Annotated in this window: 16 protein-coding genes; 14 read left to right on the forward strand and 2 right to left on the reverse strand. The window is 68.3% G+C overall.

Annotation, left to right across the window (positions count from 1 at the left end):
- Positions 1-13 precede the first annotated feature (13 nt).
- The 5 genes from BJ970_RS26115 (at position 14) to BJ970_RS26135 (ending at position 4670) form a co-directional block, all read left to right on the forward strand.
- Entirely contained in the window at positions 14-781 is a 768-nt protein-coding gene (locus BJ970_RS26115; protein WP_184728648.1) for an SRPBCC family protein, read from the forward strand.
- A 5-nt stretch (positions 782-786) separates the two neighbouring features.
- A complete protein-coding gene (locus tag BJ970_RS26120) occupies positions 787-1479 on the forward strand; it encodes an enoyl-CoA hydratase/isomerase family protein (protein ID WP_184728649.1) in 693 nt (230 codons plus the stop codon).
- 42 nt (positions 1480-1521) lie between these two features.
- Complete coding sequence (locus tag BJ970_RS26125; RefSeq protein ID WP_184728650.1) at positions 1522-2403, forward strand: alpha/beta fold hydrolase; 882 nt, start codon at positions 1522-1524, stop codon at positions 2401-2403.
- A 22-nt stretch (positions 2404-2425) separates the two neighbouring features.
- A complete protein-coding gene (locus BJ970_RS26130; RefSeq protein ID WP_184728651.1) occupies positions 2426-3223 on the forward strand; it encodes an SDR family oxidoreductase in 798 nt (265 codons plus the stop codon).
- A 79-nt stretch (positions 3224-3302) separates the two neighbouring features.
- A complete protein-coding gene (locus BJ970_RS26135; protein ID WP_184728652.1) occupies positions 3303-4670 on the forward strand; it encodes an MFS transporter in 1368 nt (455 codons plus the stop codon).
- A gap of 115 nt (positions 4671-4785) precedes the next feature.
- Here the strand turns inward: BJ970_RS26135 and BJ970_RS26140 are convergent, their stop codons facing one another.
- A complete protein-coding gene (locus BJ970_RS26140; RefSeq protein ID WP_184728653.1) occupies positions 4786-5253 on the reverse strand; it encodes a MarR family winged helix-turn-helix transcriptional regulator in 468 nt (155 codons plus the stop codon).
- A 160-nt stretch (positions 5254-5413) separates the two neighbouring features.
- Between BJ970_RS26140 and wrbA the strand changes: the two genes are divergently transcribed.
- Complete coding sequence (gene wrbA, locus BJ970_RS26145; protein WP_184728654.1) at positions 5414-6031, forward strand: NAD(P)H:quinone oxidoreductase; 618 nt, start codon at positions 5414-5416, stop codon at positions 6029-6031.
- Between the two features lie 37 nt (positions 6032-6068).
- On the opposite strand, the gene BJ970_RS26150 is transcribed toward wrbA, so the two are convergent.
- Positions 6069-6776, reverse strand: a complete 708-nt coding sequence (locus BJ970_RS26150; protein ID WP_184728655.1) for a 4'-phosphopantetheinyl transferase family protein — start codon at positions 6774-6776, stop codon at positions 6069-6071.
- Positions 6777-7565: 789 nt separating this feature from the next.
- Between BJ970_RS26150 and BJ970_RS26155 the strand changes: the two genes are divergently transcribed.
- The 8 genes from BJ970_RS26155 to BJ970_RS26190 all read left to right on the forward strand — a co-directional run bounded on the left by BJ970_RS26155 (position 7566) and on the right by BJ970_RS26190 (position 14829).
- Entirely contained in the window at positions 7566-8426 is an 861-nt protein-coding gene (locus BJ970_RS26155; protein WP_184728656.1) for an ABC transporter permease, read from the forward strand.
- Positions 8399-9136 carry an ABC transporter ATP-binding protein gene (locus BJ970_RS26160; protein ID WP_184728657.1) on the forward strand — a complete coding sequence of 246 codons (738 nt, stop codon included), beginning with the start codon at positions 8399-8401 and terminating at the stop codon, positions 9134-9136. Before BJ970_RS26155 ends, BJ970_RS26160 begins: the two co-directional genes overlap by 28 nt.
- On the forward strand, positions 9133-10233 hold the full coding sequence (locus tag BJ970_RS26165) for an LLM class flavin-dependent oxidoreductase (RefSeq protein ID WP_184728658.1): 1101 nt from the start codon (positions 9133-9135) through the stop codon (positions 10231-10233). The genes BJ970_RS26160 and BJ970_RS26165 overlap by 4 nt, the downstream gene beginning before the upstream one ends.
- 109 nt (positions 10234-10342) lie before the next feature.
- Positions 10343-11302: an ABC transporter substrate-binding protein gene (locus tag BJ970_RS26170; RefSeq protein WP_184728659.1), complete on the forward strand. Its 960-nt coding sequence runs from the start codon at positions 10343-10345 to the stop codon at positions 11300-11302.
- Between the two features lie 11 nt (positions 11303-11313).
- Complete coding sequence (locus BJ970_RS26175; RefSeq protein WP_184728660.1) at positions 11314-12345, forward strand: Rrf2 family transcriptional regulator; 1032 nt, start codon at positions 11314-11316, stop codon at positions 12343-12345.
- 15 nt (positions 12346-12360) lie between these two features.
- Positions 12361-12840, forward strand: coding sequence for a cupin domain-containing protein (locus BJ970_RS26180; RefSeq protein WP_184728661.1), 480 nt, complete (start codon positions 12361-12363; stop codon positions 12838-12840).
- Positions 12841-13148: 308 nt separating this feature from the next.
- A complete protein-coding gene (locus BJ970_RS26185; RefSeq protein WP_221467319.1) occupies positions 13149-13394 on the forward strand; it encodes a helix-turn-helix domain-containing protein in 246 nt (81 codons plus the stop codon).
- A 121-nt stretch (positions 13395-13515) separates the two neighbouring features.
- Positions 13516-14829: a glycosyltransferase family 87 protein gene (locus BJ970_RS26190; RefSeq protein WP_184728663.1), complete on the forward strand. Its 1314-nt coding sequence runs from the start codon at positions 13516-13518 to the stop codon at positions 14827-14829.
- The last annotated feature ends 440 nt before the right edge of the window (positions 14830-15269 follow it).

The raw sequence follows: 15269 nt of genomic DNA on the forward strand, positions 1-15269 counted from the left end.
CAGGAGGCAATGCATGCGGCTGACCAACGAAGTCGTGCTACCGGCACCGCCGGAGACCGTATTCGCGCTGATCAACGACGTGGAGCGGGTCGCTCCGTGCATGCCGGGCGCGACGCTGCAAGGCCGGAGCGATGACGCCTACCGGGGCCGGGTGAAGGTGAAGGTCGGGCCGGTCTCGGCCGCGTACGAGGGCGTGGTCCGCTTCCTGGAGGTCGACGAGCCGGGCAACCGCCTGGTGCTCGACGCCAAGGGCACCGACCAGCACGGCAGCGGCAATGCCGAGGCCAAGGTCGAGGTCCGGGTGCGACCGCACGACGAGGGCAGCGTGCTCGCGCTGGACACCGACCTGGTGATCCGCGGCAAGGTCGCACAGTTCGGTCGCGGCGCCCTGGCCAGCATTTCGCAGCGGCTCATGGAACAGTTCGCCCGCAACATCAGCGATCTGCTCACCGCAGCCCCGACGGTCGGCGTGAGCGGGGAATCCGGCCCGCACCGGACCGACCGCTCACGGCCGGCAGTTGTGAGCGGCAACGGTCGTCGAGGCGACCACGACCGCACACCAACGGAATCGGAGCTGGACGGGCTGTCGCTGGTCGTGGTGCCGGTCCTGAAGAAGATCGCACCGGTCGCGGCCGCGCTGGCGGTCGGCATCGTGGCCGGGAGGGCGCTGGGCTCGTCGCGGCGCGTGCTCTCCGATGAGCGCGTCGACGCCGTGGTCCAGCTCGGAACGGAAAGCTTCTCGGTTCCGGTCCGACGAGTCCTGACCCTGCTGAGGAAGTGACGGCCATGCTGCGTTGTACCCGTCCCTGTCCCGCCGTGCTGCTGCTTTCACTGGACCGCCCAGATGTCCACAATGCACTCAACGCGGCGCTGGTCGATGCGCTGCACGAGCAGCTAGCCGCAACGGCAGCCGATGCGACGGTGCGTGCGGTCGTCCTTGGCTCCAGTACGCCGGGAAAGTTCTGCGCCGGTGCCGATCTGGCGGTGCCGGACGCCGAGCGCCGCAAGGTCAGCGACGACCTCTACGGGCTCTACGAAAAGATGCTCACGCTCCCGATTCCGGTGGTGGCTGCCGTGGACGGAGCCGCCGTGGGCGGCGGCTCGCAGCTCGCCCTGGCCGCCGACGTCCGCCTGGGATCTCCGCAAGCGAGGTTCCGGTTCGTCGGACCCGGGCACGGGTTGTCGGTCGGCCCGTGGGGACTGCCCTCGACCATCGGTCGCCGAGCGCTGGAACTGGTGCTCAGCCAGCGCTTCGTGGACGCCGAGGAGTCGGTGGCGATCGGTCTGCTCGACCGGCTCGCCGAAGATCCGCTCCGGGCGGCGGTCGAGCTCGCGGACTCGGTCGCCCGGCTGGATGGCGACGCCGTGCGGCGGGCCAAGCAGCAAGTGGTCGAGGGGGAGCGGCTGCTGGCCCGCCTCGCCGAGGAACGGTCGGCGAACGCTGCGGTGTTCACCGGCGAAGTCCGGCGCGGCAACTGATCCGCGGCAGCTGATATATCAAATCTCAAGTGGGAGGTTCGAGTGCCGTACGCGACCACCGACGACGGAATACGCCTGTACTACGAGGAAACCGGCACCGGTGTGCCCCTGGTCTTCGTGCACGAGTTCGCCGGTGACCACCGCTCGTGGGAGCCGCAGGTCCGGCATTTCGCCCGCCGGTACCGCTGCGTGGTGTACGCGGCGCGCGGCTATCCGCCATCGGACGTGCCCCCCGAGCCGGATCGGTACGGCCAGTACCGCGCGGTCGATGACCTGGTGACGATCCTCGATGCGATCGGTGCGGACCGCGCGCACGTCGTGGGCAACTCGATGGGCGGGTTCTGCACGCTCCACTTCGGACTCCGCCACCCCGAACGGGCCCGATCGCTGGTGGTCGCCGGCTGCGGCTACGGCGCGCACCCCGACGCCCGGGAGAAGTTCCGGTCGGAGTCGGAGAAGATCGCGGTGGCCTTCGAATCCGAGGGCTCGGCGGAGATGGCCAAGTGGTACGGCTTCGGCCCGGCCCGCGTGCAGTTCGAGCACAAGGACCCGCGCGGACACGCCGAACACGTGGCGGTCCTCGCCGAACACGACCCGGTGGGGGCGGCGCTGACGATGCGTGGCGTGCAGAAGGCTCGTCCGTCCCTTTACGACCTGCCAGCGGAACTGGCCGCCTTGGACGTGCCCACGCTGATCGTCGCCGGTGACGAGGACGACGGCGTACTGGAGACCGACCTGATGCTCAAGCGGACCATCCCGCGCAGCGGCCTTCTCGTGCTGCCCAAGACCGGCCACGTGACGAATCTCGAAGAACCGGAACTGTTCAACCACCACGTCGAACGCTTCCTGGCGCAGGCCGACCACGACCGCTGGCCCGCCCGGGATCCGCGTTCGCTGGCCACCTCTACCACCGGCGCCAAGTAACCACCCAAGGAGGAAATCCGCAATGGACATGCACCTGGACGGCAAGATCGCGCTCATCACCGGTGCCAGCAAGGGGATCGGCCGGGCGTGCGCGGAGCAGTTGGCCGCCGAGGGCTGCGACGTGGTCGTCACCGCGCGCACCGAGGCGGACATCGTCCGCGCGGCCGAGGAGATCGCCACGGCCAGCGGCCGTAAAGTGCTCGGGCTGGCCGGGGACATGAGTGTCACCGCCGACGTGCAGCGCTGCGTCGACACGGCCATCGAGCACTTCGGTCACATCGACATCGTGATCACCTGCGCCGGCTCGTCGCCCGGTGGCCTGCTGGAAGAACTCACCGAGGAGCAGTGGCTCGGCAGCCTACAGCTGAAGTTCCTCGGCTACGTCCGTACCGTGCGCGCGGTGATCGGGCACATGCGCGAACGCGGCGAGGGCTCCATCGTGCTGGTGGTCGGCAACGACGGGCTCAAGCCGTCCTACTGGGAGATGACCGCCGGCGTCGCCAACGCCGCCGACATCAACTTCGCCTCCTCGGTGGCCGAGCAGTACGGACCGCTGGGCGTCCGGTGCAACACGGTCAACCCCGGCCCGGTGAACACCGACCGGTGGGCCGGACTGGAGGCCGCGTTCGCGCGGGATAAGAAGGTCGACGGCGAACGGGCGCACGAGCTCGCGGTGTCGTCGTTGCCGCTGGGCCGGATCTGCGAGCCCGAAGAGGTCGCCAACGTGGTCACCTTCGTGGCCTCGCCGCGCGCCAGCTACCTCAACGGCGCCCACATCCCGGTCGACGGTGGCCAACGTAAGGCCCTGATGGACCTGTAGGTCGATTTTCTTGAAATCGCCGGAACACCTGGGGGAACCGCCAAGCCGACACCCAGTCCGAGCAACTAAGGGGAGCCCCATGAAGACCGGAGATCAGATCGTTCAGGAACTACCGTGGAAATGGCGCACCCAAGGCACGATCTTCCTGATCGGCGGCCTCGGGTTCATGTTCGATGCCTGGGACGTCACGCTCAACGGCTTCCTGATCCCGCTGGTCGGTGCGGAATGGGACCTCTCGCCCGCGGCGCGGGGCTGGGTGGGCACGTCGAACCTCATCGGGATGGCCGTCGGTGCCGTCGTCTGGGGCGCGATCGCGGACACCATCGGCCGCAAACGCGCATTCAGCCTGACGCTGCTGATGTTCTCGGTGTTCTCGCTGGCCGGCGCCGCGTCCCCGGATTTCGTGACGTTCTGCGTGTTCCGGTTCCTGGCCGGGATCGGGCTGGGCGGCTGCATCCCGGTGGACTACGCGCTGGTCGGCGAGTTCACCCCGGCGAAGGTGCGTGGCAAGGTGCTTACCGCGATGGACATCTGGTGGCCCGTCGGTGCGACGCTGTGCGGCATCATCTCGGCCGCGTTGCTGGCGTTCGACAACTGGCGGCTGCTGCTCGTGGTGATGGTGCTGCCCGCGCTGCTGCTGTTCTGGGTCCGGCGCTCGGTACCGGAGTCGCCGATGTACCTGGTCCGCCAGGGCCGAGCCGAGCAGGCGCGGTCGGTGATCGACGCTCTGGTGCACCGGACCGGTGCCACGGTCGAGCCCTGGACCCTTCCCGAACCCGTACAGCAGCCGAAGATGACCGCGAGCGCGTTCGTCCGGCAGGCGCGCGACCTGTGGCGGTACAGCGCCGCGATCACCTCGGTGTCCTGGGCGCTGTTCCTGACCGTGTTCCTGGTCTACTACGGGGCGCTGACCTGGCTGCCGAGCATCCTGGTCAAGCAGGGATACGGGAACTACGCGGCGTTCATGGTGACCACCCTGATGACCGCGATCGGCATCGTCGGCGTGGTGGTCTCGGCGTGGCTGGTCGACGTGATCGGGCGCAAGTGGGTGATCGGGCTAAGCGGGCCGCTGGCCGCGCTCGCCCTGGTGCTGTTCGCGGTGCAGCTGGACATCGAGACCGCGGCCAAGTGGTGGATCACCGCCTTCGGATTCCTCATCGAGCTGACCATTCCCGCGCTCTATGCCTACGTCTCCGAGCTTTACCCGACCCGGTTGCGGGCCAGCGGATTCGGCTGGGCGTCGACGGTCAGCCGGGTGGGTGCCGGGTTCGTGCCGGTGATCTTCGGGTCGCTGCTGTGGCCGTACCTGGGATTGCCGCTGACGTTCGTGGTCATCGGCGTGCTGCTGGTGTTGGCGTCGCTGTGGATGGCGGCGGCCGCACCCGAGACCCGGGGCCGAGAACTCGACGACATCGGTGCCCCATCGACGCGGTCGGAGGTGCACTGAGACCTCGAAGCGTCGAACGATCCGGCAGCATCGCGGCTCGATGTCGTGAACGTCGTAGCATGACCGCGGACTCCCGTACGGTGTGTCGATTTCAATTGAAATCGCCAGAAGGAGTTCAGCCGTTGGCGGCGCGGAGGGTGCGCATTGCTTCGGCGAGGGCGGCCGAGTCGGCCTTGCCGAGGGGAGCCAGGACACGCTTTCGCAGGATCTCGGCGCACGCCGCCCGGGACCGTTCGGCGACGTCCCGGCCGTGGTCGGTGAGCACCGCGTAGGTGACCCGGCGGTCGTTCTCGCACGGCTCGCGGCGGATGAGGTCGGCCTTGGCGAGGCGGTCGGCGACCTTGGTGAAGCCGCCGCTGCTGAGCGCGGCTTCGTGGGCGAGTTTGGTCATCGGCATCCGGTACCCGGGGGTGCGGACCAGGCGGACCAGAATGTCGAACGACGCCGGCGGGAGGTCGAAGCGCTCGTTGATCTCGGCGCCGATGTGCTCCTGCGTGACGTGGTAGCCCTCGATCACCAACCCCCACCAGGTGATGATCTCGTCGTCGTCGGTGCACGGGTCCGGACCGGTCTTGTTGCTCACCGGAATGCTCCTTCTTCCTGCGGATACAGCGACCTAAGTCTACCCGAAACAGCTCGCCAGGAAATCTCTTGCGGCGAAGAGTTTACTCAGGGTATTGTTTTCCCCGAAAGAGACCCGTGAATGGTCCTGACTCAGCCGCCCCGTGAACAGGAGTCCGACAGTGAGCACCCCAGTAAAGGTCAGCGTCATCTACTACTCGGCCACCGGTACCGGCACCGAGATCGCCAACACGCTAGTCGCCGAGGCCGAGGCGGCCGGCGCCGAGGTGCGGCTGCGTCGCGCCCCCGAGCTCGCGCCCGACGCGGCCATCGACAGCAATCCGGCGTGGCGCGCCAACGTGGAGGCTACCCGCTCCATTCCCGAGGCCACCCCGGAAGATGTGGTGTGGGCCGACGCGGTGCTGTTCGGCTCGCCCACCCGCTTCGGCAACATCGCCTCGCAGCTCAAGCAGTTCATCGATTCCCTCGGCGGCCAGTGGGCGCAGGGTCAGCTGGCGGACAAGGTCTACAGCGGCTTCACCTCCAGCTCCACCGCGCACGGCGGCCAGGAGTCGACGCTGCTGGCGCTGTACAACACCTTCCATCACTTCGGCGGCATCGTGGTGGCGCCGGGCTACACCGACGGCGCGAAGTTCGCCGACGGCAACCCGTACGGCACCAGCCATGTCGACGCGCAGGGTGCGAACAAGGTCGACGATGTCACCCGCTCGGCCGCGGCAGTACAGGCCAAGCGCGTGGTTGCCGTCGCCCGGGCTCTGAAGAACGGGCTCGCCGCCTGACGGACCCCATTCTTCGGCTGACGCGTGCGGGGCACCCTCAACCAAGCAAGTTGGTTTGCGGGTGCCCCTCATGTGTGGGCCGATCGCCCCACGATCGGTTGGGTACGGCGATGGCCGAGACGACGAGGCCCTTGCGGACCAGCCACCGGCCGGTGAAGGCCGTCAGCGGCCGACCTGCCAGCTCGGCGCCTTCCTTGCGGAGGTGCGCGGTGAAGGTTCCGGTGCCCAGTTCGAGCCGGGCGTCTTCGAAGCCCAGCCACTGCCGGGTGATCGGGTACCACGCCTTGTAGACCGTTTCCTTGCAGCTGAAGAGGATCCGGTCCCAATGTGTATCGGGGTGCACTGTGGACAGTTCGGCGAGGTGGGTCCGTTCCGCCGCCAAGGAGACCACGTTCAGCACTCCGGCAGGCAGGGGTGCGTGCGGCTCGGCATCGATACCGAGCGTGCGCACCTGCTCGGCGCGCGCCACGACCGCGGCTCGGTAGGCGGCGCAGTGCGTGATGCTGCCGATGATTCTCGCTGGCCACTTCGGTGCGCCGCGCTCGCCGCGCAGCAGCGGCGCGGGAGGCACGCCGAGTCGGCTCAACGCCTGGTGTGCACACCAACGCCCGGTCGTGAACTCCCGGCGCCGCTTATCCCGGGCGTGTGCGATCAGCGCTTCCTCTTCCGGGAAAAGGATCACATCGGGCGGGTCGGTGAAGGCTTCGGCCGAGCTGACTTCGGCAGGCAGCAGTTCTTCGATCACGAACGCCGGTCCCGGTTATCGCACGACGCGACCACACAGCCGCGGTTGGTTGTCTTGACCGGCAACCCGGGCTGCTCCCGCATGCGCGGCACCTCGCACCCCAGCCGTCGGCTGACACCTAGCTCGGCGGCCGACACGGTGTCCCGCTCCCCAGGGCGTGGTCGCCGGAAAGAATCTGTGCGCGCAGCCTTTCGAGTACTTCGGTCACGAGTCGGCCCGAGCGCGGTATTCGCGGCTCGCTTGACGGTTCTGGCTGCACCGGTCCACAGTAGCGCCGCGCAAAATTGCCGACAACTACCCGCAAAGTGTTGACACGTGACCAGAATCGGCTCCATCTAGTGCCTCGGCCAGGAAACCTTGGTTGGGGTATAGCTCAGCTCGTGTGCGCGACCTGCTGAGACGGCGGTTCGTGCTCGCAATCCCAGTCCGTGGAGTTGGGTTTACATGGCACCGGGACCCCGCTACCGTCGGCGGCATGATCCCGACAGCGGCCCTGACCACACGAGGTTACGTGGACTTCGTGCGCGTGTCCTCGGCCCTCTGTCGCCGGTAACGGCCTTTTCTCCTGTTTCGCGCGCGTCGTAACGCGCGTTCACCTTCGGCTCCACCGGAGCCCCGGCGCATCGCTGGTACACACCCGTACGCACTGCTGGGCGCATTGGCACCCGGACGCGCGCACGGCACCTGACCGGCGAAAACGGGCGTGCCGGGGCGCCGGTGGTACGAGATTCCCAACGCGGCCGAAGCGTCGTGGCCGCGTTGCGTCCCCATGCCTTGCGGAGAGTGCAAATGAGTGTTTCCACCGAGCGCGCGCCCACCGGCGCGCCGACCAAACGAGGCCCGATCGCCGTCACGACCGTGCGAACCCGGACGGAACGGCGCGAAAATCGCCTCCCCCGTTGGCTTTTCAAGCTGATCAGCCCGATCGGCCTGGTACTGCTCTGGCAGTTGCTCAGCAGCACCGGGTTGCTCAGCGACGACACGCTGGCCTCGCCCGCGACGGTCGCCGGGACCGCTGTGGACCTGTGGTCGGAGGGACGGTTGCAGGAGGCGATCGCCGCATCGATACAACGGGTTGGGGCGGGGCTGGCGATCGGCGTCGTGGCCGCGACCGTGCTGGCGACCTTGTCCGGGTTGTTCCGGCGCGGCGAGGACATCATCGACGCGCCGATGCAGATGCTGCGCACGGTGCCGGTGATCGGCCTGATTCCACTGCTGATCATCTGGTTCGGCATCGGCGAACAGCCCAAGATCGTGCTGATCGCGCTGGCCGTGACCTTCCCGCTGTACATGAACATCTACGGCGGCATCCGCAACGTCGACGCGGGCCTGGTGGAAGCGGCCAAGACCCTGGGGCTCGGCTGGTTCGCCCAGGTCCGGCACATCATCCTGCCCGCCGCGATGCCGAACGCCCTGGTGGGGCTGCGGTATTCGCTGGGTTCGGCGTGGCTGGCGCTGGTCTTCGGCGAGACGATCAACGCCACCGCGGGCATCGGCTATGAGATGAACACGGCCCGCGAGTTCTTCCAGACCGACGTGATCGTGGTCTGCCTGGTGCTTTACGCAGTGCTCGGCCTCATCGCCGATTTCATCGTCCGACTGCTCGAAAGGACTGTGCTGGCATGGCGACCGGCGTTCAGCGGAGCGTAGTGAAACCCGCGTCGGTGCGCGGCCTGAGCCGCCGTTTCGGCGACCGCACCGTGCTCGATGACCTCGACCTGGAGATCGACCCCGGCCAGTTCGTGGCGCTGCTCGGCCCGAGCGGCTGCGGCAAGAGCACGCTGCTGCGGATCCTGGCCGACCTCGACCGCGAGGTGACCGGCGAAGTCGAGGTGGCCGTGCGTCGCGCGGTGGCGTTCCAAGCACCGCGGCTGATGCCGTGGAAACGCGTGTGGCACAACGTGACCCTCGGCCTGCCCGGCCGTCCGGACAAGAAGCGGGCGGTGGCCGCGCTGGAGGAGGTCGGCCTCGGCCACCGGGTCGACGTCTGGCCGAAAGTGCTCTCCGGCGGCGAGGCGCAGCGGGCATCGCTGGCGCGAGCGCTGGTGCGCGAACCGGACCTGCTGCTGCTGGACGAGCCGTTCTCGGCGCTCGACGCGCTGACCCGGATCAAGGCTCAGCAACTGGTCGGGGAGCTGTGGCAGCGGCACGGTTGCGCGATCTTGCTCGTCACGCATGACGTCGAGGAGGCCCTGCTGCTGGCCGACCGGGTATTGGTGATGCGCGACGGCCGCATCGGCTACGACCAGGTGCTCGACCTGGATCGCCCGCGTGACGTCACCGACCCGGCTTTCCTGGCGCTGCGCGCCGAATTGCTGTCCTGGCTGGGAGTCGGGACCGGAGCGAGGAGTTCGTCGTGACCGTCGAGTTCATCGGGATGATCGGGGCGCAGCACGTTTCGGAGATCCACGCGGCGGCGGGGCCGGTGGTCAATCCGGCGTTCCTGCGCCGGTTCGCCCGGGCCCATGAGGAAGCCGGGTTCGACCGGGTGCTGATCGGCTACGGGTCGAGCAGTCCGGAGAACACCCAGCTGGCCGCCTATGCGGCCGCGCACACCGAGCGGCTGGGCTTCCTGGTCGCGCATCGACCCGGTTTCGTGTCCCCGACCCTGGCGGCCCGCACCTTTGCCACCGCCGACCATCTCACGGGCGGCCGGATCGCGGTGCACATCATCACCGGTGGCAACGACGCGGAACAGCGCCGTGACGGCGACTACCTGGGCAAGGACGAGCGCTACGCACGCACCGATGAATACCTGGACGTCCTCCGGCGGGTGTGGACCGCCGAAGGGCCCCTGAGCCACGACGGCACGCACTACCGGTTCGAGGACTACAACGCGGCCGTCCGCCCGGTTCAGCAGCCCAGGATTCCGCTGTACTTCGGCGGCTCCTCGGAGGCCGCACTGCGGGTCGGCGGCAAGCACGCGGACGTCTTCGCGATGTGGGGCGAGCCGCTGGCACAAACCGCCGAGCAGATCGCCGCGGTCCATAAGGCCGCCGCGGAGGCGGGACGGACGCAACCGCCGCGGATCAGCGTGTCGTTCCGGCCGATTCTGGGTGCCACCGAGGAGCAGGCGTGGGAGCGGGCGCACCGCATCCTCGATCAGATCAACGCGGCGCGGGGCGGGTTGGCGTCCTTCACCGGCCCGAAGACCTTGAATCCTGGCCAGCAGGTGGCCAATGTCGGTTCGCAACGCCTGCTTGCCGCGGCGGCGGCAGGGGAGCTGCACGACCGAGCACTGTGGACGCCAACGGCGGCGGCCACCAACGCGGCAGGCAACTCCACCGCGCTGGTCGGCACCCCGGAGACGGTCGCGGCGGCGCTACTGGACTACGTCGACATCGGCGTCACGACGCTGCTGATTCGCGGCTATGACCCGTTCGACGATGCCGTCGACTACGGCCGAGAGCTGATCCCGCTGGTACGCCAGGAAATCGCCCGCCGAGAAGCGGCCTGACCGGGCCGGGTGACCTTCGCCCCGCTATTTCCGGGAGATCGTACACGAGCAGCCGGATCTGCCCGACTGAACATCAAGAGCGAAACGGGAAACAGTGTACCGAGTACGAATGACAAGAGCCCTGGTAGCGGTCCTGGCCGCGGTACTTCTGACGGTGGCCGGTTGCACCGGGGACAACGCGCCCAAGTCGCTGTCCGATGTGACCCTGGTGCTCGGCGACCAGGCCGGCGGGGTGCGGGCCAGGGTGGAGGCATCTGGGGCGTTCAAGGACGCGCCTTATCGGGTCCGCTGGGCCAATTTCCAAGGCGCAGCGCCGCTTTTCGAAGCCGTGCGATCCGGCGAAGTGGACACCGCGATCGCCGCCGACGCGCCCACCGTGCAGGCCATCGCCGGTGGCGTTCCGGCTCGGCCCGCCCTGGCGACCTCGGCGGCTCCGGCCGCCACGGCGATCATCGTGCCGCCGGGATCGCCGATCCGCACCGTTGCGGACCTGCGCGGCAAACACATCGTGGTTTCCACCGCGCCCGGCAGCGTCTCGCACTACACCGCGCTCGGTGCGCTGGACGAGGCCGGGCTGAGACCACAGGACGTGCAGATCACCTTCAGCCTGCCGACCGATGCGCAGGCCGGGTTCAGCGCCGGGCACATCGATGCCTGGGCGACCTTCGACCCGTACCTGGCGATCGCCGAGCACGCCGGGGCCCGGGTGATCCGCGACGGTGAAGGAATCAATGGGCGCAACGGAATACTGTCGGTGTCGACCATGGCCGCTGCCGACCCGCTCAAGCGAGAGGCGCTGGCCGACGCGATGCGCCGGTTCGCGGCGGCGTGGCGCTGGAGCGACGAGCACCCCGACGAATACCAGCGCGTATACGAGAAGTTGACCTCGTTGGACCCGCCGGTGGCACGGCAGATCTTGACCCGGACCCGGCAGGAGGTCCGACCGCTGACCGATGACGTGGTCGCCGGCCTGCAAGCGGTGGCGGACCGGTTCCACCGCGCGGGCGTGCTGCGCGAGCCGGTGACCGTGGCTCCGGCCTGCGAGCGGGACCTGTACACCGGCAAATGATCGGAGCTGACATGACTCGGACTTGGGCCCCGGACGGGGCGTGCCGCGGCACCGTCGTGCTGCTGCCAGGCAGGGGCGAGACCCCGGCCGTCTACCAGCGCTTCGGCCGACGGCTCTCCGCCGACGGCTACGCGGTGGTGGTGCCGGACCCGGCCACCGATCCCGAGACGTGGTTCCGGCCGGGCGCAGCGCGTTTCCTGGCCGGAACCGATGTCGGCGCCCTGCGTGCTTGGGCGCTCGCCTTGGAGATCGAGGTGGACGGGCTGATCCTCGCGGGCACACCGCTCACGCGAGGGCAGCGGCCCGCCGACCGGACTGCGGAGATCGGGGTGCGCACATCGTGCCCGGTGCACCGCGAACTGCTGGAGAACGATCCGGAGTTCGAGTGGGGACAGCTGACCGGCGACATCCCCGGACCGCCGGAGCGGCTGCCCGAGGTCCCGACGCTGCTGCTGCACGGCGACGCGGACACGGTTGCCCCGGCCGCGCCGGTGATCTCGCTGGCCGCCCAGAATCCGCAGAGTTCGCTGGCGGTGTTCAAGGACGGCGTGCATGACATCCTCAACGACCAGTTCCACCGGAGCGTGGCCGCGCGCATCGTGCTGTTCTGCGAGGAGATCGGCAAGGGCGCGCTGCTGCTGCCGGAGAACCCGGCCGCGCCACGCGCCCGCCGGTCCACGCCCGTGCACGTCTCGGCCCGCGCCGACTACTCGCTGCGGGCCTTGCGCGAACTCGCCGGAAGCGGCACCGAGCCGGTCCCGTGCGAGGTCATCGCCCGGCGCCGGGGAATTCCGCTGAACTCGCTGGTCAACCTGATGATCGAGCTGCGGCGCGCCGGACTGGTCACCAGCCGGCGCGGCTGCGAGGGTGGCTACTGGCTGGCTCGGCCGGCCGGGAAAATCACGGTCGGCGAGGTTGTGCGAGCGGTGGAGGGTGGGGTTACCTCGGTGCACGATGGTTCGCCTGGCGCCGAGGTGTGGCGGGAACTCGGTAAGCAGGTCAGCGCGTTCCTCGACGAGGTTCCGCTGGTCGGCGATCGGTGAGCAGGAAGGATTCCGATGACCCAGCACGATGCGTTTCACCCGGATCTTTCGACCTCGGTGCCCGAGGAGCAGCGCCGCTCGCTGCGCGCCCGGCTGCACCACGTCCGGGCCGCCGACCTCGACAACAAGACCGCGCAGACCGAGGGCATGCGGCGGCTCGCGGCGATCAGCGGTGACCTGGTCGGTTCGGAGCGGATCTGGATGGGCGAGACCCACGTGGGCCCGTCGACGGCATCGGACAACCACCACCACAGCGAGTCGGAGACGGCGATCTACGTGGTCAGCGGCCATCCGGAGTTCGTCTTCCACGACGGCGCCGAGGAGGTGCGCTTCAAGACCGAGCCGGGCGACTACATCTTCGTGCCGCCGTTCGTCCCGCACCGCGAGGAGAACCCGGACCCGAACGATCCGGCGGTGGTGGTGATCGCCCGCAGCACCCAGGAGGCGATCGTCGTCAACCTGCCCGAGCTCTACCACCTGGAGCCGGGTGACTGAGACACGAGGAAATTTCGCGCCCCCGCGACGACTCGGGCACGACTAACTTGCCTTAGGCGGGGAATCGTCCACAGTGGTCATCGGATGCGAAATGGCTTCGCGTAGTGACCGCCTTGCTGCCGAGTTCCGCGGCAACGGGAGTCGCGAACGTCAGTGCACGCCGGCCGCCATTACGCCGCCGACCGTCCAGTTGAGCCTTAGCGCCTCGCGGGTGCGCAGGGTTCGCCGGAGGCGGATGAGCGAGGTATGCGAAAGAATTTCGCTGGTAAAATGTTGCAGGGTGATTTACTTGTGCAGGAGTGGACGACGTGATCGGCCGGGTGCGGCGGCTGGCCCGGCTGGAGGCCGGAGGACTAATCAGCCGAACGGCGTCCCGGCGGTACCGGCGGGAGGTCGACTTGCGCCTCACCGAGGCGGGGCGGGAGCCGATCGATCGGCTCTTCCCGGCACGGCTGGGGCGCGAGCGCGTCGCACCGCCGGAACCGGACGAACGAGAGAAGCCGGGCGAGTTGCTCGCCAAGGTGCTGAAATCACTCGCTGGAAGCGTGCGATAACCCGATGCGCAGCGCCGAGGCGCGTGCTGGACCCGGTTCGCGGTAGGTTAGAGTTTTCCGGTTCTTCACGGGTGTTTACCGCGACCCGGCGAACTCGGCGCGATCGGTCGATCGCGCACCGGTGGTCGACGTCGGTCGCCTGATCGAGAGGACCCAGTTGGCCACGGTGCAATTCGAGTCCGGCCATGTTGTCCTGAACCTCGGCGGCTTGCCGGACCGGCTTCGCGGATTCGTCGTGAACCACTCCCGCGCCATCATCGCGGCCTCGGTACCGCTGCTGATCGCGTCTTTCGTCCTGATGGTGCTGATGCGGCGGGCCGGGTTGGAGCAGGGCTCCGGCATCGATTACCAGGTGTACCGCTGGGCCGTGCACACCTGGCTGGCCGGCGGCGACATCATGAACACCGCCCCGACCGTGAGCATCGGGCGAGTGTTGCCGTGGGTGTACCCGCCGATCGCCCTGCTGCCGCTGCTGCCGTTCGCGCTGCTGCCGTTCGTCGCCGGGCTGGTCGCGCTCTACGTCGTCGACCTGCTCGCCATCGGCGCGGCACTGTACCTGATCACCCGGCACATGTGGCCAGTGGTGGGCGAGCGCGGCGCGCTCGCGGTGGCGCTGGCGCTACTGCCGTGGGCGCTGTTCCTGGAGCCGGTGTACGCCTCGTTCGGGCTCGGCCAGATCAACATCGTGCTGATGGGGCTGGTCATCGTCGACTGCCTGGTGCGCAACCCCCGCTGGCCGCGTGGCCTGCTGGTCGGCATTGCTGCCGCCATCAAGCTCACGCCCGCCGCTTTTCTGCTGTTCTTCCTATTTCGCAAGGACTTTCGGGCGGCGCGGACCGCGGTGGCCACTGCGGTCCTCGGCACGGTGGCGAGCTTCGCGCTGAACTACCAGGCCGCGGTGGAGTACTGGTTTGGCCAGGGGCCGGCGCACGGCGTCAGCGGCTCCGCCTTCCACACCAACCAGTCGATCATGGCCGGACTGGCCCGGTTGGAACTGCCGGCGGCGGCGGAGGACGGGCTGTGGCTGGTGCTTTCGCTGGCCTGCGCCGCAGTGGTGGCCTACGCGATCCGCCGCACGGAGCCGACGCTGGCCGTGATGGCCAACGGCCTGCTGGCGCTGCTGGTGTCGCCGACGTCGTGGTCGGATCACTGGGTGTGGTGCGCCCCGGCCGTGCTGGTGATGCTCGGCTATGCCGTTCGTCTGCGCAGCCCGGGTTGGCTCGTCATCGCCGGGGCGACATTGGTGACCGTGCTCGTCGCATCGTTCCGGATGCTTCCTACCGGTCCGCCTTGGACGCCGCTGCAGCATTTGTTCGGCAACCCTTACCTGCTGCTCGGGTTGGTGTTGCTTGTACTGCTCGGTCGGTTTGCCCGGAATCATGGGCCCTCGATTGCGCCAGAAGAACCACTGGCAACGCCCGGGATTCGGAGTTGACCCCGCCGCGCGGAGTACCGCTGGCGCCGGGATTTCCGGCGTTGGCTCGACATTGGACGGTATGCCGGGCGAACTCGTTGGCATTCGAGTGATTCGGCACCTGCGCACGCACCGTGGGCGAGCAATCACGAAAAAGGATTGCTTCTGAACCGAATCTGAAAGAGGCTGAACAGTGTTTCGGTGATCCGCAAGAAGATCGTGAACAATGCCACTCGTCGGCGCCAAACAGTCGCGTATGGACATTGTCATGGTGCAGAATTCCCCGGGTTCACCGGGTCTGCGACAACGATGTCCCAATGGCTGGGAGATTTGTCATCTTCGCGTAACTTCGCGTTACCTAATGGTAGCTTTCCGGCCGCTTGCTATGTAGAGTGCCTCAAACTGACCAAGAGTGCAACGGCGCATCCTTTTGTCAGTGCCCCCAAAGGCTCTTGCGGGAT

The organism is Saccharopolyspora phatthalungensis (assembly GCF_014203395.1).
GTDB classification, from domain to species: Bacteria; Actinomycetota; Actinomycetes; order Mycobacteriales; family Pseudonocardiaceae; genus Saccharopolyspora; species Saccharopolyspora phatthalungensis.

What these genes read in the sequence shown, in the direction of transcription:
- BJ970_RS26115 (WP_184728648.1), top strand. Translation starts at nt 14, where the DNA reads ATGCGGCTGACCAACGAAGTCGTGCTACCGGCACCGCCGGAGACCGTA.
- BJ970_RS26120 (WP_184728649.1), top strand. Translation starts at nt 787, where the DNA reads ATGCTGCGTTGTACCCGTCCCTGTCCCGCCGTGCTGCTGCTTTCACTG.
- BJ970_RS26130 (WP_184728651.1), top strand. Translation starts at nt 2,426, where the DNA reads ATGGACATGCACCTGGACGGCAAGATCGCGCTCATCACCGGTGCCAGC.
- BJ970_RS26135 (WP_184728652.1), top strand. Translation starts at nt 3,303, where the DNA reads ATGAAGACCGGAGATCAGATCGTTCAGGAACTACCGTGGAAATGGCGC.
- BJ970_RS26155 (WP_184728656.1), top strand. Translation starts at nt 7,566, where the DNA reads ATGAGTGTTTCCACCGAGCGCGCGCCCACCGGCGCGCCGACCAAACGA.
- BJ970_RS26160 (WP_184728657.1), top strand. Translation starts at nt 8,399, where the DNA reads ATGGCGACCGGCGTTCAGCGGAGCGTAGTGAAACCCGCGTCGGTGCGC.
- BJ970_RS26170 (WP_184728659.1), top strand. Translation starts at nt 10,343, where the DNA reads ATGACAAGAGCCCTGGTAGCGGTCCTGGCCGCGGTACTTCTGACGGTG.
- BJ970_RS26175 (WP_184728660.1), top strand. Translation starts at nt 11,314, where the DNA reads ATGACTCGGACTTGGGCCCCGGACGGGGCGTGCCGCGGCACCGTCGTG.
- BJ970_RS26180 (WP_184728661.1), top strand. Translation starts at nt 12,361, where the DNA reads ATGACCCAGCACGATGCGTTTCACCCGGATCTTTCGACCTCGGTGCCC.